The organism is Shinella oryzae, from assembly GCF_023038235.1.
Classification (GTDB): Bacteria; Pseudomonadota; Alphaproteobacteria; order Rhizobiales; family Rhizobiaceae; genus Shinella; species Shinella sumterensis.
In genome coordinates, this window is sequence record NZ_CP081987.1 from 2255114 (window position 1) to 2275720 (window position 20607).

The 20607-nt window shown below is 63.6% G+C and carries 23 protein-coding genes; 10 read left to right on the plus strand and 13 right to left on the minus strand.

What is annotated here, in order from left to right:
• Positions 1–73 precede the first annotated feature (73 nt).
• Positions 74–1528 carry a dihydropyrimidinase gene (gene hydA, locus K6301_RS11070; protein WP_247216897.1) on the plus strand — a complete coding sequence of 485 codons (1455 nt, stop codon included), beginning with the start codon at positions 74–76 and terminating at the stop codon, positions 1526–1528.
• 8 nt (positions 1529–1536) lie between these two features.
• Positions 1537–2217: a hypothetical protein gene (locus K6301_RS11075; protein WP_247216898.1), complete on the plus strand. Its 681-nt coding sequence runs from the start codon at positions 1537–1539 to the stop codon at positions 2215–2217.
• 11 nt (positions 2218–2228) lie between these two features.
• Here the strand turns inward: K6301_RS11075 and K6301_RS11080 are convergent, their stop codons facing one another.
• Positions 2229–2648, minus strand: coding sequence for a cupin domain-containing protein (locus K6301_RS11080; protein ID WP_247216899.1), 420 nt, complete (start codon positions 2646–2648; stop codon positions 2229–2231).
• A 125-nt stretch (positions 2649–2773) separates the two neighbouring features.
• On the opposite strand from K6301_RS11080, the gene K6301_RS11085 reads away from it, so the two are divergent.
• The 8 genes from K6301_RS11085 to K6301_RS11120 all read left to right on the plus strand — a co-directional run bounded on the left by K6301_RS11085 (position 2774) and on the right by K6301_RS11120 (position 12419).
• Positions 2774–3568, plus strand: a complete 795-nt coding sequence (locus tag K6301_RS11085) for an ABC transporter ATP-binding protein (RefSeq protein WP_247216900.1) — start codon at positions 2774–2776, stop codon at positions 3566–3568.
• Complete coding sequence (locus K6301_RS11090; RefSeq protein WP_247216901.1) at positions 3568–3903, plus strand: hypothetical protein; 336 nt, start codon at positions 3568–3570, stop codon at positions 3901–3903. The genes K6301_RS11085 and K6301_RS11090 overlap by 1 nt, the downstream gene beginning before the upstream one ends.
• A 2-nt stretch (positions 3904–3905) precedes the next feature.
• Positions 3906–4790: an ABC transporter permease gene (locus K6301_RS11095; protein WP_247216903.1), complete on the plus strand. Its 885-nt coding sequence runs from the start codon at positions 3906–3908 to the stop codon at positions 4788–4790.
• Positions 4787–5653, plus strand: coding sequence for an ABC transporter permease (locus tag K6301_RS11100; protein WP_247216905.1), 867 nt, complete (start codon positions 4787–4789; stop codon positions 5651–5653). The genes K6301_RS11095 and K6301_RS11100 overlap by 4 nt, the downstream gene beginning before the upstream one ends.
• Positions 5654–5678: 25 nt before the next feature.
• On the plus strand, positions 5679–6671 hold the full coding sequence (locus K6301_RS11105) for an ABC transporter substrate-binding protein (protein WP_247216907.1): 993 nt from the start codon (positions 5679–5681) through the stop codon (positions 6669–6671).
• 314 nt (positions 6672–6985) lie between these two features.
• Positions 6986–8173, plus strand: a complete 1188-nt coding sequence (locus tag K6301_RS11110; RefSeq protein WP_247216909.1) for an efflux RND transporter periplasmic adaptor subunit — start codon at positions 6986–6988, stop codon at positions 8171–8173.
• 96 nt (positions 8174–8269) lie between these two features.
• On the plus strand, positions 8270–11581 hold the full coding sequence (locus K6301_RS11115; protein ID WP_247216911.1) for an efflux RND transporter permease subunit: 3312 nt from the start codon (positions 8270–8272) through the stop codon (positions 11579–11581).
• A gap of 154 nt (positions 11582–11735) precedes the next feature.
• Positions 11736–12419 carry a Crp/Fnr family transcriptional regulator gene (locus K6301_RS11120; protein WP_247216913.1) on the plus strand — a complete coding sequence of 228 codons (684 nt, stop codon included), beginning with the start codon at positions 11736–11738 and terminating at the stop codon, positions 12417–12419.
• A gap of 1 nt (position 12420) precedes the next feature.
• Here the strand turns inward: K6301_RS11120 and ureG are convergent, their stop codons facing one another.
• The 12 genes from ureG to K6301_RS11180 form a co-directional block, all read right to left on the minus strand.
• Positions 12421–13032, minus strand: coding sequence for an urease accessory protein UreG (gene ureG / locus K6301_RS11125; RefSeq protein WP_134650641.1), 612 nt, complete (start codon positions 13030–13032; stop codon positions 12421–12423).
• A 97-nt stretch (positions 13033–13129) separates the two neighbouring features.
• Positions 13130–13801: an urease accessory protein UreF gene (locus K6301_RS11130; RefSeq protein ID WP_425475395.1), complete on the minus strand. Its 672-nt coding sequence runs from the start codon at positions 13799–13801 to the stop codon at positions 13130–13132.
• Positions 13785–14255 (minus strand): urease accessory protein UreE, encoded by a 471-nt coding sequence (gene ureE / locus K6301_RS11135; protein WP_247216917.1) that lies wholly within the window; start codon positions 14253–14255, stop codon positions 13785–13787. The genes K6301_RS11130 and ureE overlap by 17 nt, the downstream gene beginning before the upstream one ends.
• Positions 14256–14280: 25 nt before the next feature.
• Entirely contained in the window at positions 14281–15987 is a 1707-nt protein-coding gene (ureC, locus tag K6301_RS11140; RefSeq protein WP_247216919.1) for an urease subunit alpha, read from the minus strand.
• A 3-nt stretch (positions 15988–15990) separates the two neighbouring features.
• A complete protein-coding gene (locus K6301_RS11145) occupies positions 15991–16626 on the minus strand; it encodes a glycosyltransferase family 29 protein (RefSeq protein WP_247216921.1) in 636 nt (211 codons plus the stop codon).
• A gap of 9 nt (positions 16627–16635) precedes the next feature.
• On the minus strand, positions 16636–17061 hold the full coding sequence (locus tag K6301_RS11150; protein WP_425475333.1) for a lysozyme inhibitor LprI family protein: 426 nt from the start codon (positions 17059–17061) through the stop codon (positions 16636–16638).
• Between the two features lies 1 nt (position 17062).
• Positions 17063–17368 carry an urease subunit beta gene (locus tag K6301_RS11155; RefSeq protein ID WP_247216936.1) on the minus strand — a complete coding sequence of 102 codons (306 nt, stop codon included), beginning with the start codon at positions 17366–17368 and terminating at the stop codon, positions 17063–17065.
• On the minus strand, positions 17365–17631 hold the full coding sequence (locus tag K6301_RS11160) for a DUF1272 domain-containing protein (RefSeq protein ID WP_247216938.1): 267 nt from the start codon (positions 17629–17631) through the stop codon (positions 17365–17367). The genes K6301_RS11155 and K6301_RS11160 overlap by 4 nt, the downstream gene beginning before the upstream one ends.
• Before the next feature lie 4 nt (positions 17632–17635).
• The gene (locus K6301_RS11165; protein ID WP_134650633.1) at positions 17636–17938 is read right to left on the minus strand and encodes an urease subunit gamma; all 303 of its coding nucleotides are present in this window, start codon (positions 17936–17938) and stop codon (positions 17636–17638) included.
• A gap of 111 nt (positions 17939–18049) precedes the next feature.
• Complete coding sequence (locus tag K6301_RS11170; RefSeq protein WP_247216940.1) at positions 18050–18883, minus strand: urease accessory protein UreD; 834 nt, start codon at positions 18881–18883, stop codon at positions 18050–18052.
• Between the two features lie 144 nt (positions 18884–19027).
• Positions 19028–20146: a branched-chain amino acid ABC transporter substrate-binding protein gene (locus tag K6301_RS11175; RefSeq protein ID WP_247216942.1), complete on the minus strand. Its 1119-nt coding sequence runs from the start codon at positions 20144–20146 to the stop codon at positions 19028–19030.
• Positions 20147–20251: 105 nt separating this feature from the next.
• Positions 20252–20596 carry a DUF6867 family protein gene (locus K6301_RS11180; RefSeq protein ID WP_247216946.1) on the minus strand — a complete coding sequence of 115 codons (345 nt, stop codon included), beginning with the start codon at positions 20594–20596 and terminating at the stop codon, positions 20252–20254.
• Positions 20597–20607 lie beyond the last annotated feature (11 nt).

Consider the following 20607-nt stretch of genomic DNA (forward strand, 5'->3'; position numbering starts at 1 on the left):
TTTCCCGCCCGGCACGCCGGGCGGTCTTCCGCTCCAGGCGCCGGCAAAAGTTAAAGACAGGGAACGAACCAACATGAGCACAGTCATCAAGGGCGGAACCGTTGTCACCGCCGACCTCACTTACAAGGCGGACGTCAAGATCGAGGGCGGGCAGATCGTCGAGATCGGGCCGAACCTCTCCGGCGACGCGGTGCTGGATGCGGCGGGCTGTTATGTCATGCCTGGTGGTATCGATCCGCATGTGCATCTCGAAATGCCCTTCATGGGCACCTATTCGGCCGACGATTTCGAAAGCGGCACCCGCGCGGGCCTCGCCGGCGGCACGACCATGGTGGTGGATTTCTGCCTGCCCGACCCCGGCCAGTCGCTGCTCGATGCGCTGAAGCGCTGGGACAACAAGTCGACGCGCGCCAATTGCGACTATTCCTTCCACATGTCCGTGACCTGGTGGGGCGAGCAGGTCTTCGACGAGATGAAGACGATCGTCGAGGACAAGGGCATCAACACCTTCAAGCATTTCATGGCCTACAAGGGCGCGCTGATGGTGAACGACGACGAGATGTTCGCGTCGTTCCAGCGCTGCGCAGCACTCGGCGCGTTGCCGCTCGTGCATGCGGAAAACGGCGATGTGGTCGCCGCCATGCAGGCAAAGCTGATGGACGAGGGCAACAACGGGCCGGAAGGCCACGCCTATTCGCGCCCGCCGTCCGTCGAAGGCGAGGCGACGAACCGCGCCATCATCATCGCCGATATGGCGGGCGCGCCGCTCTATGTCGTGCACACCTCCTGCGAACAGGCGCACGAGGCCATCCGCCGCGCCCGGCAGAACGGCATGCGCGTCTATGGCGAGCCGCTGATCCAGCACCTGACGCTCGACGAGAGCGAATATTTCAACAAGGACTGGGATCACTCGGCGCGCCGCGTCATGAGCCCGCCCTTCCGCAACAAGCAGCACCAGGATTCGCTGTGGGCCGGTCTTGCGGCGGGCTCGCTGCAGGTGGTGGCGACCGATCATTGCGCCTTTACCACCGACCAGAAGCGCACCGGGGTGGGCGATTTCCGCAAGATCCCGAACGGCACCGGCGGTCTTGAGGACCGCATGCCGATGCTCTGGACCTATGGCGTCAACACCGGCCGCCTGACGATGAACGAATTCGTCGCCGTCACCTCTACCAACATCGCCAAAATCCTCAACGTCTATCCGCGCAAGGGCGCGATCCTTGTGGGCGCGGATGCCGATATCGTGGTGTGGGATCCGAAGCGGTCGAAGACGATTTCGGCGAAGAGCCAGCAGTCCTCCATCGATTACAATGTCTTCGAGGGCAAGGAGGTCGTCGGCCTGCCGCGCTACACGCTGACGCGCGGTGTCGTGGCCATCGAGGAATCGACCGTCAAGACCCGCGAGGGCCACGGCCAGTTCGTGAAGCGCGAACCCTTCGCCGCCGTGAACAAGGCGCTGTCGACCTGGAAGGAGATCACCGCGCCGCGCAAGGTGGAACGCAGCGGCATTCCGGCGAGCGGCGTGTGAGATATGCGATGTCTGACGTTACTCCCGCACTCCAAGTGTCAATAAAATTTCCGAAAGACGCTCTTGATCTGTCTGAGACAGACGAGAAAATGTATGCCGCACTTGGTTATTTCACTACGCAATGCGCTGGTCTAGAAAATATACTTGATAAATTCATTTTCACATACGGAAAACTGAAGACTCCTCTTGCAAGAGGGACAAGAATATTCCCAGTTAACATGAAAGAAAAAACAGAATTCTTGATTAAGGCTTATTTAGAAAATAGAAATCTTCGAACCTGTGGAGATGCGGACGATAAAATTAATCTAAATTCAATAGGCTATTTAATGGACGAGGTTTGGGAAGCTAGAAACCACCTAATCCATGGCAGATTATATTTATCAAGACATAAAGACGGAGATTTCTCTTTTAATTCGACTCGATACACAAGAGTTATTCGCAACGAGTATGAAGAAGTGGCATACAAAATTAGCCGCTCAGCGATTGTGCATTTATTAGGTGGCATTTCATATCTCAAAGCATTCCTGAGAACTGGGCTTGAAATCCTGGATGGCGGATATCCAAAAAAAGAAGCTGACGAAATCCGACGCAACCAAGCCGCATTCCGAGAACGGCGTCGGAATTTATTGGACGAAGGGCGACACATAGATACAGGTGGACTTATGAGGTTCTTTGCTGGAGACACATGATGAGCCTCTCTCTAACTTCCAACCTCGATCAACGCGTCCAACTGCGGCAGAAGCACCACGCTCTCCTGCTCGTGGGGATCTGTCCGCGCAATGACGGCCGAGGCCGGTTGATCGGAGAGATTGGCGGGCAGATGCGGCACGCCGGCGGGGATGTAGAACATCTCCCCTGCCCTGACGACGACATGGTTCTCCAGCCGCTCGCCGTACCAGGTATGCGCCTCGCCGGAGAGCATGTAGATCGCCGTCTCGTGGCTCTCGTGCATATGCGCCTTCGCGCGCCCGCCCGGCGGGATCGTCAGGAGATGCATGCAGATGCCGGTGGCGCCGACGCTCTCGCGAGCGATGCCCTCGAAATAGCTGAACCCCTGCTTTCCATCGTAGGTGCTGCCGGGGCGCACGACGTGGCACGCGGCCTTCCCTTCAAGCGTCATGTCTCTCTCCCAAGAAAGAATTCCGTGCGCAGATTGATACCGCAGACAATGCCGATTGCAATGCCGGAAAGGGACATGCAGTCTGCCGGAAACCGCGCCCTGCGAGGCGCCGAAAGATGTTGAGCATGGCCCCAGCGAATACCGTCGTCTCCGCAAACGATCTCGGCCTCACCTTCCAGACGGCCGACGGCCCCGTAACGGCGCTGACGGGGGTCAATCTCAATGTCGAGAAGGGCGACTTCGTCTCCTTCATCGGTCCCTCCGGCTGCGGCAAGACCACGTTCCTGCGCGTCATCGCCGATCTCGAAAAGCCGACGTCAGGCACGATCACCGTCAACGGCATGACGCCCGAGGAAGCCCGCCGGCAACGTGCCTACGGCTATGTCTTCCAGGCGGCCGCGCTCTATCCCTGGCGCACCATCGAGAAGAACATCGCGCTGCCGCTCGAGATCATGGGCTATTCCAGGCAGGACCAGAAGGCCCGCATCGAGCGCACGCTGGACCTCGTCAACCTCGCGGGCTTCGGCAAGAAATATCCCTGGCAGCTTTCGGGCGGCATGCAGCAGCGCGCGTCCATCGCCCGTGCGCTCGCCTTCGACGCAGACCTGCTGCTGATGGACGAGCCCTTCGGCGCGCTGGACGAGATCGTCCGCGACCACCTCAACGAACAGCTGCTGAAACTCTGGGCCGCCACCCAAAAGACCATCTGCTTCGTCACGCATTCGATCCCGGAGGCCGTCTATCTCTCGACGAAGATCGTCGTCATGAGCCCGCGGCCCGGCCGCGTCACCGATATCATCGAGTCGCCCCTGCCGAAGGAGCGCCCGCTCGACATTCGCGAGACACCCGAATTCCTCGCGGTCGCGCACCGCGTGCGGGAGGGCCTGCGCGCCGGCCACAGCTATGAGGAGCACGCCTGATGAAGCTGCCCTTCGTGCTTTGGCTGTTTGGCGCCACTGCCGTCTTCATCGGCGCGGCGACCGCATCGCGCGCCTATATCGGCACAACGAACATCCTCTATCTCCTGCTGTCGCTGGCCCTCTATATCGTCGGCAACCTGATGATGCTGAAGCTCATGCGTGAAGGCGGACTGGGTCTTGCCATCTCGCTCTCCGCCATCACCCAGCTGCTGCTCGTCAACGTCATCGCCTTCCTGTTCTTCGGCGAACGGCTGAGCACCACCCAGATGGCAGGCGTCGGCCTCGGCATCGTCGCCATGGGGCTGATGCTCCTGCCCTCCCCGGCACGGAGCTGACGATGGAACGGGCCAGCTTCTTCAAGGACCGCCTGCTGCCCATCGGCACCGTCGTGCTCTTTCTCATCGTGCTCTGGTATGTCTTCGTGGTGGTGCTGAATGCACCCTTCGAGCGGGATACGGCCGCGCGCGCCGGAACGACCATAAGCTTCTCGGAACTCCTGCCGAGAACGATGGCGCAGGAGCGGCCCGTGCTGCCGGCGCCCCACCAGGTCCTCGCCGAATTGTGGGACACGACCGTCAACAAGGCGATCACCTCGAAGCGTAGCCTCGTCTACCATGCCTGGGTCACGCTTTCCGCCACGCTGATGGGCTTCGGCATGGGCGCCGCTCTCGGCATCCTGCTTGCCATCGCCATCGTGCACAACCGGGCGATGGACCGCTCGCTGATGCCCTGGGTCATCGCCAGCCAAACAATCCCCATCCTCGCCATCGCGCCGATGATCATCGTCGTGCTGAACGCGGTGGGGATTTCCGGGCTGATGCCGAAGGCGCTGATCTCGACCTACCTGTCCTTCTTCCCCGTCGTCGTCGGCATGGTGAAGGGCCTGCGCAGCGCCGAACAGATCCAGCTCGACCTGATGCACACCTACAATGCCTCGGCATCCCAGACCTTCTGGAAGCTGCGCTGGCCCTGCTCGATGCCCTATCTCTTCACCTCGCTGAAGGTCGCGATCGCCATCTCGCTGGTCGGCGCCATCGTGGGCGAACTGCCGACCGGCGCCGTCGCGGGCCTCGGCGCCCGCCTGCTCGCCGGCTCGTACTATGGCCAGACGGTGCAGATCTGGGCGGCGCTCTTCATGGCGGCGGCCGTTGCGGCGCTGCTGGTCATCGTCGTCGGCTTTGCGCACAGCCTTGTCCTCAAGCGCATGGGGGCCCGGGCATGAACCTTTCCATCCTGATCGCCGCCATCGTCTTCTGGCTCGCCGCATGGGCGTTCAACGAGTGGCTGGTGCGGCGCAAACTCACCGGGGCGGCCGACAGGGCCGCCCGCCTCGCCGTGCCGCTGATCTTCGGCGTCACCATTCTCGTGCTGTGGGAAGGCATCGTCAGGGGCTTCAACGTGCCCTCCGTGCTGTTGCCGCCGCCGAGCATGATCTGGGCGCGGCTGATCAGCTCCATACCGACCCTGTGGGCGGATTTCCGCCAGACCTTCCTCAAATCCGTGCTGGTCGGCTATGCGCTGGGCTGCGGCCTCGGCTTTCTCGTCGCCATCCTCATCGACCGCTCGCCGTTCCTGCAAAAGGGGCTCTTGCCGCTCGGCAACTTCGTTTCCGCCCTGCCGGTCATCGGGGTGGCGCCCATCATGGTCATGTGGTTCGGCTTCGACTGGCAGTCTAAGGTCGCGGTCGTGGTCATCATGACGTTCTTCCCCATGCTGGTGAACACGGTCTCGGGCCTTGCCGCGACCAGCCATATGGAGCGCGACCTGATGCGGACCTACGCCGCCGACTGGTTCCAGACGCTCGTCAAACTGCGCCTGCCCGCGGCCTGGCCCTTTATCTTCAATGCGCTGAAGATCAACTCCACGCTGGCGCTGATCGGGGCCATCGTCGCAGAGTTCTTCGGCACACCTATCGTCGGCATGGGTTTCCGCATCTCCACGGAAGTGGGCCGCATGAATGTCGACATGGTCTGGGCCGAAATCGCGGTGGCCGCGGTGGCTGGCTCCCTATTCTACGGGGCGGTCGCGCTCTTCGAGCGCATCGTCACGTTCTGGCATCCGTCTGTCCGTGGTGGGCAGACGTAAAACAAAGAAGAAAGAGGGAACTGACATGAAAAAGACGATTGCATCGATGCTTCTGGCAAGCGCGTTCTCGCTTGCCGCGTTCCAGGCGCAGGCCGCCGACAAGGTGACGCTTCAGCTGAAATGGGTTACCCAAGCCCAGTTCGCCGGCTACTACGTTGCGAAGGACAAGGGCTTTTACGAGGAAGAAGGCCTCGACGTCGACATCAAGCCGGGCGGTCCCGACATTGCTCCCGCGCAGGTCATCGCCGGCGGCGGCGCCGACGTCATCGTGGACTGGATGCCGTCTGCTCTCGCCACCCGCGAAAAGGGTGTCGCGCTCGTCAACATCGCCCAGCCGTTCAAATCCTCGGGCATGATGCTCACCTGTCTGAAGGAATCCGGCGTGAAGACGCCCGAGGACTTCAAGGGCAAGACGCTCGGCGTCTGGTTCTTCGGCAACGAATATCCGTTCCTCTCCTGGATGGCGCATCTGAAGATCCCGACGGAAGGCGGACCGGATGGCGTGACCGTGCTGAAGCAGGGCTTCAACGTCGATCCGCTGATCCAGAAGCAGGCCGCCTGCATCTCGACCATGACCTACAACGAGTACGGCCAGGTTCTGGATGCCGGCATCAAGGCCGAGGACCTCGTGACCTTCAAGTACGAGGACCAGGGCGTCGCCACGCTGGAAGACGGTCTTTACGTGCTGGAAGACAAGCTCGCCGACCCCGCTTTCAAGGAGAAGATGGTCAAGTTCGTACGCGCCTCCATGAAGGGCTGGAAATATGCCGAGGAGCATCCGGACGAAGCCGCCGACATCGTGCTGGAAAACGACTCGACCGGTGCCCAGACCGAAGCGCACCAGAAGCGCATGATGACCGAAGTCGCCAAGCTGACCGCCGGCTCCAACGGCGCGCTCGACGAAGCCGACTACAAGCGCACCGTCGCAACGCTGCTCGGCGGCGGTTCCGACCCGGTCATCTCCAAGGAGCCGGAAGGCGCCTGGACCCATGCCGTGACGGACGAAGCGCTGAAATAATCGCACCGCTTGACGACATCGTGCGGGGCCCCCAGGGCCCCGCGCATCTTTGAGCAGACGGCAGGAGGCGGCCACGCGCCCATTGCCTTGGAAAGGCCAAACACCTGGAATAATGAGGCACCATTCCGTTGCCTCTTGTATGGTTGGCCGGCCCCGATTACATAGACCGCACAGACGGACGGGAGGCCGCTGCGCCATCCATGCCCTCCACACTGGCAGGAACAGGTTCGGCGGAAACCAGAAAAGCGCCCGTACACGAAACACGCAGTCACGCTTTTGGGATAGCTCCGCCTATGGCTTTTGGACACGGGACAATGCGCTTCATTTCTGCCGCGGTCGTAATGGCTGTCGCGCAGACATCCGCTTTTGCCGCCGATGCGGCGACCAGCAGTGTCGATGGCGCCCAGCAGGTCCAGAACCTGCCCGCCATTGTCGTTACCGCTGCCGAACAGCGCAGCCTCGTCGATCGCGTGATCGCCACCGGCACGATCCAGGCCGTCGAGGAAGTCTACGTGACGCCGCTCGTCGAAGGCCTCTCGATCCGCACGCTTGAAGCCGATGTCGGCGATCGCGTCGCGGCGGACGGCACGCTCGCCACGCTGAACGACGATGCGCTCCTTCTCCAGAAAAGCCAGACCGAGGCTTCGCTTGCCAAGGCACGCGCCGGCCTCGAACAGATCAAGGCACAGCTCGTGGAAGCGAAGGCCAATGCGGACGAGGCCGTCCGGGCCCGCGACCGCGCGCAGCGGCTTGTGAAGTCCGGCTCCCAGTCGCAGGCCGGTGCCGACCAGGCGATTGCGGCAGCGGACGCAGCACTTGCCCGCGTCAATTCCGCCGAGCAGGCTGTCGCCGTCGCCGAGGCCGACATCAATGTCGCGCAGTCGCAGATCGACGATATCGACCTGAGGCTTGCCCGCACCTCCGTCAAGTCGCCGGTCGCCGGCGTCGTGTCCGCGCGCACCGCCAAGATCGGCGCCATCGCCAGCGGATCGGCCTCGCCGCTCTTCACCGTCATCCGCGACGGCGCCATCGAACTCAAGGCCGACGTATCGGAAGACACGATCCTCAAGCTCAAGCCCGGCCTCAAGGCCAAGGTCTCGCTTGCGGGCGGAGCGGCGACGCTGACCGGCACCATCCGCCTGGTCGAACCGACGCTCGATCCGCAAAGCCGCCTCGGCCGCGTCTATATCGGCTTCGACAAGCCGGAGCGGGCCCGCGCCGGCATGTTTGCGAGCGCCGACATTGTCGTGGAGGAAAAGCAGGGTATTGTCCTTCCCCTCTCCGCCGTCACGACGGCGGACGGCAAGACGGTGGCCCGAAAGGTCGAGAACGGTGTCGTCCGGCTGGTGCCGGTCGAGACCGGCATTCAGGACGGCCAGGGGATCGAGATCGTCAGCGGGCTTGCAGCCGGCGACGAGGTCGTCGCCAAGGCCGGCGCCTATGTTCGCGATGGCGACCGGATCAATCCGGTCAAGGGCGAACAGGCTTCGGCCACGAAATGACGAAGAGGCTCCGCCGCAAGCGGAGCCGGCAGCCGGGCAACAGGGTCGGAGCCCCTCCCCGGAAGCGTCTGGTCTCTTATCGAGGACTTTGGGGACATGAACTTTTCAGCTTGGTCCATCCGCAACCCGATTGCGCCGCTGCTCGCTTTCGCGCTGCTGCTCTATGTCGGCATCCAGTCCTTCTATTCGCTGCCGATCACGCGCTTCCCCAATATCGACGTTCCCGTCATCGCCATTTCGGTGACGCAGAGCGGCGCTGCTCCGGCCGAGCTTGAGGTCCAGGTCACCAAGGAAATCGAGGACGCCGTCGCCGGCATCGAAGGCGTGGACGACATCGTGTCGACCGTCACGGACGGCAGCTCCGTCACATCCGTTCTCTTCAAGATCGAAAAGCCCACGAACCAGGCGCTGCAGGACGTCAAGGACGCGATCGACCGCATCCGCAGCGACCTGCCGGCCTCCATCGAGGAGCCGGTCGTCAGCAAGATCGACGTGGAGGGCCAGGCGATCCAGACCTTCGCCGTCTCCTCGCCGAACATGACGCTGGAAGAGCTGTCATGGTTCGTCGACGATAAGGTCAAGCGCGCGCTTCAGGGCCAGCCGGGCATCGGCAAGATCGACCGCTTCGGCGGCGCCGACCGCGAGGTGCGCGTCGACCTCAACCAGGACAAGCTCGATTCCTACGGCATTTCCGCCGCCGACGTGAACCGCCAGATCCGCAGCATGAACGCCGATGCCGGCTCCGGCCGCGGCCAGATCGCCGGCGCCGAACAGGCCATCCGCACGCTCGGCGACGCCCGCTCGGTCGAGAAGCTGACGAACACGATGATCGCGCTGCCGAACGGCCGGTTCGTGCGGCTTTCCGAACTCGGCAAGATTTCCGATACCTACGAGGAGCCGCGCTCCTTCTCGCGCTTCAACGGCAATCCGGTCGTGACCTTTGCCGTCTTCCGCTCGAAAGGGGCAAGCGAGGTGACCGTCGCCGGCTCCGTCGAGAAGGCACTGGGCAGCGTGCGCACACAAAATCCCGACGTGTCGATCGAGATGGTGGACGATGCCGTCTACTTCACCTACGGCAACTACGAGGCAGCACTTCACACGCTGATCGAAGGCGCATTGCTGGCGGTCGCCGTCGTGCTGCTCTTCCTGCGCAACTGGCGGGCGACGCTGATTTCCGCGGTCGCGCTCCCGCTCTCGGCGATCCCGACATTCTTCGTCATGGACATGCTGGGCTTCTCGCTGAACCTCGTGTCGTTCCTGGCGCTGACGCTCGCGACGGGGATCCTCGTGGACGATGCCATCGTGGAGGTCGAGAACATCGCGCGCCACATCCGCATGGGAAAATCGCCCTATCGCGCCGCGATCGAGGCGGCCGACGAGATCGGCCTTGCGGTGATCGCGACCACCTTCACCATCATCGCGGTCTTCGTGCCGGTGTCGTTCATGCCGGGCATACCGGGCCAGTACTTCATCCAGTTCGGCCTGACCGTGGCTGTTGCGGTGTTCTTCTCGCTTGCGGTGGCCCGCCTGATCACGCCGGTCATGGCGGCCTATCTGATGCGCTCCAGCGATGCCGACGGCCATGGCGAAGAGAAGGAAGGCCGCTTCATGCGCGGCTACACCTGGCTCGTCAGCAAGACGACCGGCACATGGTATGCCCGCTACGCCACCCTTCTCGGCGCCTTCGCCTTCCTGATCGCCTCCGTCATGCTGCTCTTCACGGTGCCCGGCAGCTTCATGCCGCCGGAAGACGCGTCCCGCGTCGTGCTGTCGGTCGAACTGCCGCCGGATGCGATGCTCGACGATACCGACCGCACGACCACGCAGGTCTATGACAAGGTCAAGGATATCGACGGCGTGAAAAGCGTCTTCGTGCTGGGCGGTTCCTCACCGAAGGGCGATCTGGAACTGCGCCGCGCCTCCGTCACCGTCATCCTCGACAGACTGGAGCATTCCCTCGCCTACCGGCTGGTGAACGACGTTCTCGGCGGCATTCCCGTGATCGGCCCCTACCTGCCGAAAATGGAAGCGCATGGCCGCCTGCGGCCGCAATGGGATATCGAGAAGGAGATCTTCGCCAAGCTTCGCGATATCCCCGACGTGCGCATCATCAAGCTCAACGATCGCGGCGAGCGCGACCTTGCCTTCAACCTGCTCTCCAACAACGAGGCGGACCTGAACGACACGGTCGCGGTGCTGGAAGCCAAGCTGCGCGCCGACCCGCTGCTGGCCAATGTCAGCTCGGAAGGCTCGCTACCGCGACCGGAACTGCAGATCCGCCCGCGCGACGACCAGATGGCCCGCTTCGGCATCACCACCGCGCAGATATCGGAGGTCGTGCGCGTCGCGACCATCGGCGATATCGACTCGCAGCTCAGCAAGGTCTCGCTCGACAACCGCCTCATCCCCATCCGCGTGCAGGTGGACCGCGCGTTCCGCACCGATCTCGCCGCCATCCGCAACCTGAAGATCCAGACCGCGGGCGGCCAGTTCGTGCCGCTCTCCAGCGTCGCCGATATCGACTATTCGGAAGGCCCGAGCGCCGTGAAGCGGCACAACCGCAATCGTGTCGTCTCGATCGGCTCCGATCTCCAGCAGGGCGTAGCGCTCGACACCGCAACCGCCCGTTTCAAGGAGATCGCCTCGGGCATCGACATGCCGTCGACGGTCCAGTTCGCCGAAAGCGGTGACGCGGAAATCCAGGCCGAGATGCAGCAATCCTTCGGCAACGCCATGCTGCTCGGCCTGCTGCTCGTGCTGATGGTGCTGATCCTGCTGTTCAAGGATGTGATCCAGCCCTTCACCATCCTTCTGTCGCTGCCGCTTGCCATCGGCGGCGTGGCGGCCGGTCTCATCCTCACGCAGAACGCGCTTTCCATGCCCGTTCTCATCGGCATTCTCATGCTGATGGGCATCGTGACCAAGAACGCCATCCTGCTCGTCGATTTCGCCATCGAGATGCGCCATGCCGGCATGGAGCGCGTGGAAGCCATGATCGAGGCGGGCCGCAAGCGCGCGCGTCCGATCGTCATGACGTCCATCGCCATGTCCGCCGGCATGCTGCCGTCTGCGCTCGGCGTCGGCGAAGGCGGCGCCTTCCGCTCGCCCATGGCGATCGCGGTGATCGGCGGCATCATCGTCTCGACCGTTCTCTCGCTGGTCGTCGTGCCGTCCTTCTTCCTGATCATGGACGACCTTTCGCGCTTCCTCGGCTGGGCCTTCGGCCGTTTCGTCGGAAAGAAGGACGACGAGTTGCTGGCCATGGAACCGCAGGCGCTGACACAGCTCGCCGACCAGACGGCACGCACCGTCACGGAACTGGAAAAGCGCATCGAGACGCTCGAAAAGAAAAACGGCGAGCGAAAGCCCTTCACCGTGGTGCATCACTCCACGCTCGCGGCAGAGTAACCGCTGCGTTCACAGATGAACGGCCGGCGCGGCATCATTTGCCCCGCCGGCCGTTTTGCGTTGTTTGATCGAAATCAAGACGCGTATTCCCGCCCTGGACTATCGTTTCAGCTGGACGAACGAACGAAGCCTGCGGGAGCATGGAGTGAGATCGATGAACAGGCTGATGAAACCCGGCGCACGGGAACGGGAAACGCTTCTGAATTCAGGTTTTCTGGCTTCGCTCGGCGTGGAGAGTGTCGCGGCGCTGATGGAAATCGCCGTTATCGGCAACCTGCCGGCCCGGCAGATGCTGTTCCGGGAAGGCGAGCCCGCCGACATGCTGCATTGCGTTCTGTCCGGCTACATCCGCCTCTACAAGCTCGACCCCGACGGCCGCGAGGCCGACGTCAGCCTCTATGGCCCCGGCGACCTGATCGGCGCGAGCGTGGTGCTCGACGGCGGCCGTTATGCCGCGACGGCACAGGCTGCCGAGCCGGCGCTGCTTGCCCGCTTCGATCTGAGGCGCGTGCGCGACATCGCAAGCCGGCGAGCGGACCTGGCACTCGCGCTCGTCAACATCGTGTCCGCGCAGCTTGCCGCCAGCTTCACCAGCCTTGCCGATGACCGGCTGCACACCGCGCCCCAGCGCGTGTCGCGCTATCTGCTCGATCATTGCCCGGCGGACGGCAAGGCAACGAGTTTCCGCCTGCCCTACCAGAAGAGCCTGCTCGCTGGGAAGCTCGGCCTCGCACCCGAGGCGCTGTCGCGCGCCTTCTCCCTCCTGCGCAACCACGGCGTCAATGTCCGCGGCCGGCTCGTCCATATCGGCGATCCTGAGGCGCTGAAGAGGGTGTAAGCTAGAGCCCGCCCTGCACGCGCAGGAAATCGACGATGGTGTCGACCCCTTCGCCGCGTTTCATGTCGGAGAAAACGAAGGGCCGCGCTGCACGCATGCGCCCGGCATCCGCCTCCATCACGTCCAGATCCGCCCCGACATACGGCGCGAGGTCCTTCTTGTTGATGACGAGAAGGTCCGAGCGCGTAATGCCCGGCCCGCCCTTGCGCGGGATTTCCTCCCCCTGGCAGACAGAGATGACATAGATCGTCAAGTCCGCGAGGTCGGGCGAGAAGGTTGCCGCGAGATTGTCGCCGCCCGACTCGATGAAGACCACATCCAGATCGGGGAAACGCCGGTTGAGATCGGCGATGGCCTGGAGGTTGATCGAGGCATCCTCGCGGATGGCGGTGTGCGGGCAGCCACCCGTCTCCACGCCGACGATGCGGTCGGACGGCAGCGCCTGCATGCGCACCAGCGCCTCCGCATCCTCCTTGGTGTAGATGTCGTTGGTCACAACGGCCACGGAATAGTGCGCGGCCATGGCCTTGCAGAGCTTCTCCGTCAGCGCCGTCTTGCCCGAACCGACGGGGCCGCCGATGCCGACACGCAGGGGACCGTTTTTCGATGTCATCGTCACTCTCCAAGAGTTTCGCGGCAGACGGACGGCAACGCCATCGGTCCACCTCTATCTATTATCTTCGCCCAGCAGGGTTTGGCGGCCGACCTGCTCATGAACGGAACAGCCGCGTCGTCAATGTTTCATGCCGCAGGCTGGCAATCTCCGCGCGGATGGTGGCGGAACCGAGATCGTCGAGCGTCGAGCCCGCGGCCCGTTCGGCCATCGCGATCACCTGCGGCTCCAGCCCGGCAAGAACAGCCACGCCATCGCGCTGGCCGATGACACCGCAACGGATCGCCACCGATACCAGATTGGAGGCGACCGCGTGGAGAAAGGCGGCCAGCGCCGCCTCTGCCGCAATGCCGTGCCCGCCTGCAACCGCGGCCACGGCGACCGGATAGGCCGTCGCCTCGCCCAGCACGTCCAGAACCGGATGGGGCCAGCCCGATGCCGCCGCCAGGAATGCGCCGCCCTGAAGCATGGTTTCCCTGTGCCGCTCGGCCGAGCCCGCAAGCGCCTCCGCGAGCGCGGCGACCGCCTTCAACTGCTCCTCCGCATCGACGTCGCGATGCGCTTCGGCAAACAGCACGGCATCGTTCCATAGACTGCCGTGCGAAAGCAGGCTCGAGAGCCAGTCTCGAAGCGTCGCGACGTCGCGCACGTCACCGTCGCTCACCACCTGCTCGAGACCGCCCGAATAGGAGAAGGCGCCGACGGGAAAGGCCGGTGACAACCAGGTCATCAGCCGCACGAGGGCTGCCGGCTCAGTCATGGCCGTGATGGTGATGCCCGTGGCCGGAACCGTGATAGGCGCCGCGCACCGGATGGAACGGCTCCGAGACTTCCCGTACCGTCGCGCCGAGCCCGTTCAGCATGTCGCGGATCACGTGATCGCGCAGGATGAGAATGCGCGTCTCCTCGATCTGCGCCGGCAGGTGGCGATTGCCGAGATGCCAGGCGAGCTCGACGAGATGAAGCGGCCCCTTCGGTGTGACTTCGTAGAGAAGTTCTTCCGCCGCCACGACCTCGATCGTCTCGCCGCTTTCCGTCCACAGCAGATCGCCATGCGAAAGCTGGACCGGTTCGCGCAGGTCGACCATCACGACATCGTCGTGCTGCATGTGCAGGAGCTTGCGGCGAATATGACGCTGGTCGTGCGGGAGAATGACGACATCGATGGGCGTCTGGTCGATGGCGGTTCCCTGCGGCAGGATCTGGGTGGAGCGATAGGGCATAAGGGACTTTCGGGGCGGAAGAGTATCAGAAGAGGAAATAGCGCTGCGCCATGGGCAGCACGGTCGCGGGTTCGCAGGTCAGCAGCTCGCCGTCCGCACGCACCTCATAGGTTTCCGGATCGACCTCGATATGCGGCGTGAGATCGTTGAGGATCATCGACGCCTTGGAGATGTTGCGCGTGTTGCGGACCGGCAGAAGCTGCTTGGCGACGCCGAGGCGCTCGCGAAGCCCGAGATCGATGGCCGCCTGAGAAACGAAAGTGACGGACGAATTGGTGCGCATCTTGCCATAGGCGCCGAACATCGGGCGATAATGGACCGGCTGTGGCGTCGGAATCGATGCGTTCGGATCGCCCATCGGCGCCATGGCGATGACGCCGCCGAGCAGGACCATGTCGGGCTTCACGCCGAAGAAGGCCGGGTTCCACAGCACGAGGTCGGCACGCTTGCCCACTTCGACCGAGCCGATCTCGTGGCTCAAACCATGCGCGATGGCCGGGTTGATCGTATATTTGGCGATGTAGCGGCGGATGCGCAGGTTGTCGTTGTCACCGGTCTCGCCGGCAAGGCGGCCGCGCTGGCGCTTCATCTTGTCCGCCGTCTGCCAGGTGCGGATCGCGACCTCGCCGACACGGCCCATGGCCTGGCTGTCGGAGGAGATGACGGAGAAGGCGCCGATATCGTGCAGGATGTCCTCCGCCGCGATGGTTTCCTTGCGGATGCGGCTTTCAGCGAACGCGATGTCCTCCGGGATGGATGGCGACAGGTGATGGCAGACCATCAGCATGTCGAGATGCTCGGAAATGGTGTTGACCGTATAGGGCCGTGTCGGGTTGGTCGAAGACGGGATGACGTTGGCGTGGCCGCAGACCTTGATGATATCGGGCGCGTGGCCGCCGCCGGCCCCTTCCGTGTGGAAGGCGTGAATGGTTCGCCCGCCGATCGCCGCAACCGTGTCCTCCACGAAGCCGCTTTCGTTGAGCGTGTCGGTGTGGATCATCACCTGCACATCGTATTCATCGGCCACCGAAAGGCAGCAGTCGATGGCCGCCGGTGTCGTACCCCAGTCCTCGTGCAGCTTGAGCGATGAGGCGCCGGCGCGGATCATCTCCTCGATCGGCGCGGCCACCGACGCGTTGCCCTTGCCCGCCAGTGCCAGGTTCATCGGAAAGGCATCGAAGCTCTCGATCATGCGCTCGATGTGCCAGGCGCCCGTGCAGGTGGTGGCGAGCGTGCCGTGGGCAGGCCCCGTGCCGCCGCCCAGCATCGTCGTGACGCCGCTCGCCAGCGCATGCTCGATCTGCTGCGGGCAGATATAGTGGATATGCGCATCCATCGTCCCGGCGGTGAGGATCTTGCCCTCCCCGGCGATCACTTCGGTCGAGGGACCGACGATGATGGTCACGCCCGGCTGCGTATCGGGATTGCCCGCCTTCCCGATGCCGGCGATGCGGCCGTTGCTGAGGCCGATATCCGCCTTGAAGATGCCGCTGTGGTCGATGACGAGCGCGTTGGTGATGACGGTATCGACCGCGCCCTCGCCGCGCGTCGCCTGGCTCTGGCCCATGCCGTCGCGAATGACCTTGCCGCCGCCGAACTTCACCTCGTCGCCGTAGCTGGTGAAGTCCCTCTCCACCTCGGCGAAGAGTTCCGTGTCGGCAAGGCGCACCTTGTCGCCGGTGGTGGGACCGAACATGCGGGCATAGGCGGCGCGGGACATGGTGTAGGACATGGGTCAGCTTCTCCGGGAGGCGGAAGGATGATCGAGGCGGTCGAGGCGGCCGGCGATAACGAGCGTATCGACCCAGCGCCGCTCGGCGGCGAAAGGATGCCATTCCCAGCCTTCGTGGCTAAAGCCGGCAATGGAAACGCGGTCGCCTTCTTCGGCAAGGTTTTCAAGGGCATGCGCAATGGTGACGAGGCCCGAGCTCGGTACGACGTAGGGCGCGGGATCGAAGGCGGCCAATCCGGCGTCGACGGCACGATGGAGGGCGGCGGGGATGACACGCAACCGACGGCCGGTCGCCGCCGCGAAGGCCTCGAAGCCATCAGTGTAATCGTCACAGAAGTCGTCGAGATCGGGGTGGCTGATGGCCAGCGGCGCGCGCATGGCCGCAAACACATCGGAAGAGCGCACGCACCAGATCTCGCCGGCCTGCCGCACGGTCTCGCTGTCCTTCCAGCGACCGCCGCCCAGCATGTCGAGCGCCGGGCGGCCGGTGTTGCACACGGCGATGATATCCGTCTTCACGCCGCCCGCGCCCGCCGACCGGCAGCCATTGAAACGGATCACGATGTCAGCCGCATCGATCGTCGCAGCCAGCCCCTGCGGGATGGCGCCATTGCCGACGATGACGATCCTGCGTGACACCGCCGCTCCTCAGTTTTCCTGCTCGTAGAACGTCTTGAGCTCCGCCGTCCGCTTGCGTGTGAGATCCGCAAGGCAGCTGGAAACCAGCAAGGGTTCCATGGAGCCGCCGCGTGCCTCGAAGCCAGCAAGATCGCACTGGCCGTCGCGATAGCCGATCCACGAGCGCTGGGCACGTTTCAGTGCATCGACCGCGCCGACATACTGGTCGCCCATATCCTTGAACCCTTCATCGGTCTCCACAGCGGCCGCCAGGGCCTTCTTGTAGACGGCGTTCAACTCTTCGTCGGCCGCCTTGTAGTCGCGTCCGGCGCAGATGTTCATGTCCATCTGCGTCTCCGCGTTGTCGCAGTCGACTTCGGGCTCCTGCGCCATGGTAACCGTGGCCGAAACGATGAGCGAGGCGGCGGCCAGAAGTAGTGAATGTCGCAAAGTCATGTCAGAGTTTTCCCATAACGGCCTGCCGGAAGCCGTAAATTTCCCGCTTGCCGGAAAACGGCACGAGCCTCACGCTGCGCGTCTGGCCGGGCTCGAAACGCACGGCGGTTCCGGCGGGGATATCGAGCCTGAGCCCCCGCGTCTGCTCGCGTTCGAACGACAGGCCGGGATTGGTTTCGTAGAAATGATAATGACTGCCGACCTGGATCGGGCGGTCGCCCGCGTTGGAAACGTCCAGCACGGTAACAGGCAGCCCGACATTGAGTTCGATATCGCCGTCGGCGGCGATGATTTCTCCCGGGATCATGGATTTCCTCTCGCAGCTTGCGCGGGGCCGCAGCCTTCCGCTTTCACGATACGTTTCGTCGATGCCGGATATTCTGCGAGCATCGCGGCCGGCCGCACCGGACGATGCATGAACCCGCCGCCGCAGTTCGGGCAGACGCCGTGCAGAACCGTGCGCACGCATTCCGTACAGAAGGTGCATTCGAACGTGCAAATCATCGCCTCGCCGCTTTCGGGCGGCAGATCGCGGTCGCAGCATTCGCAATTGGGCCTGAGCGCCAGCATGGGGCTACCGGATCGGCTCGTGCACGGTCACGAGCTTGGTACCGTCGGGGAAGGTAGCTTCCACCTGGATGTCGTGGATCATCTCGGGGATGCCATCCATCACCTGGTCCCGGGTGAGCACATGCGCGCCCGCCTCCATCAGGTCGGCAACCGCCCGGCCGTCGCGGGCACCCTCCACCACGAAATCGGTGATGAGCGCGATCGCCTCGGGATGATTGAGCTTCACTCCGCGCTCCAGACGCTTGCGCGCCACGATCGCGGCCATGGCGATCAGCAGTTTGTCTTTTTCGCGGGGGGTCAGGTTCATGAGTGGTCCGTCGCTGGTTCCGTCGCGCGAGAATAGGCGGCTGTTTGCGCGCGCGATATACGCAAAACAGGAAGCCGGCGGCGACCACGGATCGGGCCGGGCCTGCCGATTTCAGAGTGACCAGAGTTTCGGCACGCTCGCGCCCTTGCGCAAGTGCGAAATGATCGGGATGAGCATTTTTCGCAGGGAGAACCCGTCGTCGGCCACGACACGCGCGACGAGCTTGTCCTGCCACTGGCTGACGCCTGCCGCGCCCGCGCCGATCAGCCGACGCAGCGGTTCGACATGCCCTTCGGCATCGGGGCCGCACAACAGCACCGTTGCGAAGGCGCGCGCACCGCGCAGCGTCGCGAGCTCGCCCGTAAGGGCGGCAACATCGCCGTCAAGCCGCGTTTCCTCGGCATGGATCAGCTTGCCGGCGCGGCGAACACGCCAGCGGTCGTGAAAGAACCCCGTCTCCACCGTCTCGCCCATCGCCTTGCGGCCAAGAATCACGGCCTCCACGGCGAGGAAGATGGCATCGGCAGCCAGGTCCACCTCCAGCCGGCGGTTCAGCGACGACCGGTCGAACAGGATCGTCTCCTGCGGCAGCCAGTCGACACGCGCGCCGTCGGCCACCGTGATGCGTGTTTCCAGCCGTGCGGTCGAGGCGGTCGCCTTGTAGACACGTTCGCAGGCCTGCGTGGTCACGGTCAGGCGCGTTTCGGCGCCGGCTGCAAGCGACCATTCCACATGGTCGCCGCCCGTCAGGCCACCGGCCGTGTTGATGAGGACGGCCTCCATCGCGCCGTCGAACGTGGCGGGTAGCCGGATCTTGGCGCAGCCTTCCTGATAGAGCACGTCGAGCCGGGTGCTCTGCGCAGACCGCTTCGCCACCAAGCGTCCGACGCCGCGCGCCCGCTGCTGGCGGCCGATGGGCTCATCCCGGACAAGCGCTGCGTCCATGCTGCCATTCCTTTCGTCTTCACCCTGCCGATATGTCTTGGCCCGGACACTGTGCAGGCCTTCACGAAAAAGCCCGGCGCAAGGGCCGGGCTTGAAGTCGACACGGCCGGGCGGCGTGCGTGCGCCGCCCGTTCCATGAAACGATTACTCGTTTTCGAAGTAGGTGTACTTGCCGTCTTCACCCTTCTTCCAGGTGTACATGACGTAGTCCGGGCGGGTGATGTCGCCCTTCTCGTCGAAGGACAGCTCGCCGATCGCCGTGTTGAACGGGCCCTTGGCCTTGATCGCTTCGGCAACGGCCTGCGCGTCGTTACCGCCGGCAGCCTTGGCGGCTTCAGCGATGACCTGCAGTGCGGCGTAGGAGTAGAGCGTGTAGGCTTCCGGCTCGAAACCGGCAGCGCGGAACTTCTCGACGAGCTCCTTGGCAGCCGGGTTCTTGCGCGGATCGGGCGCGAAGGTCATCAGCGTGCCGTCGACGGCGTCGCCGGCGATCGAAGCCAGCTCGTTCGAAACGATGCCGTCGCCCGAGATGAAGGTAGCCTTCAGGCCCTGGTCGGCAGCCTGGCGTTCCATCAGGCCGAACTCGGTGTGCAGGCCGCCCCAGTAGACGACGGAGACGCCGGCTTCCTTCATCTTCGCGATGAGGGCCGAGAAGTCCTTGTCGCCGATGTTGACGCCTTCGTAGATGACTTCCTTGACGCCGGCTTCGTTGGCCGACTTCTTGGTTTCGTCGGCGAGACCCTGGCCATACGGGCTCTTGTCGTGGAGAACGGCGAGCTTCGCATCCTTGAAGTTGGCGGCGATGAAGGCGCCGGCTACCGCACCCTGCTGGTCGTCACGGCCGCAGGTACGGAACGTGTTCCACAGGCCGCGCTCGGTGTAGGTCGGGTTCGTGGACGCCGGCGAAACCTGCAGGATGCCGTTTTCGGCGTAGATTTCCGACGTCGGGATGGAAACGCCCGAGTTGAAGTGACCGACAACGAACTTCACGCCATCGGCGACGAACTTGTTGGCAACGGAAACGCCCTGCTTCGGGTCGGAAACGTCATCGCCCAGAACGATCTTGATCTGCTCGCCGTTGATGCCGCCGGCCGCATTGATGTCGGCAGCAGCCTGCTCGACGCCCTTCTGGATCTGCGCGCCGAAAGCGGCGTTCGGACCGGTCAGCGGGCCGCCGACGCCGACCAGGATGTCGGCCCAAGCGCTGCCGCTGAAAGCGACCATTGCAGCCAAAGCAACAGCCGACATGAGAGACTTCTTCATTTGGTTACTCCCAGATTTATAGCGGGCTGGTTTCAACCGGGCGCAACACCCGCATTCATTGCGCCGGTATCCTTTGCCCGTCCGGGCGGACGGGTGTTCCCTTGATTATTTCGACTTCCAGGAAAAGGGCGAGACCTTCTCATAAAGCCAGTAGTAATTGTTGGTCATCTGCCGCGTCCGGTAGTAGCGGTAACCGAGCGTAGCAAACAACAAAAGCACGGCGGTGTCCACGAGATAGTACTGTGGGGTGAGCATGGTTCCGTTGAACAGGGCGTGGTGGATGAAGCGGATGGCGACGCCGAGGAGGAGGGTGTAGATGACGAGGGTCCGGTAGGGCTGCCAGCCCTCGGCGACGCTCTTTCCGGTACGCCATGCGGTCCAGCCGCCCATGATGACGGTGATGAACAGGAACTGCCAGACAGACGGCTCCTCGTAGAGAATTCCCTGCATTGTCCGTCTCC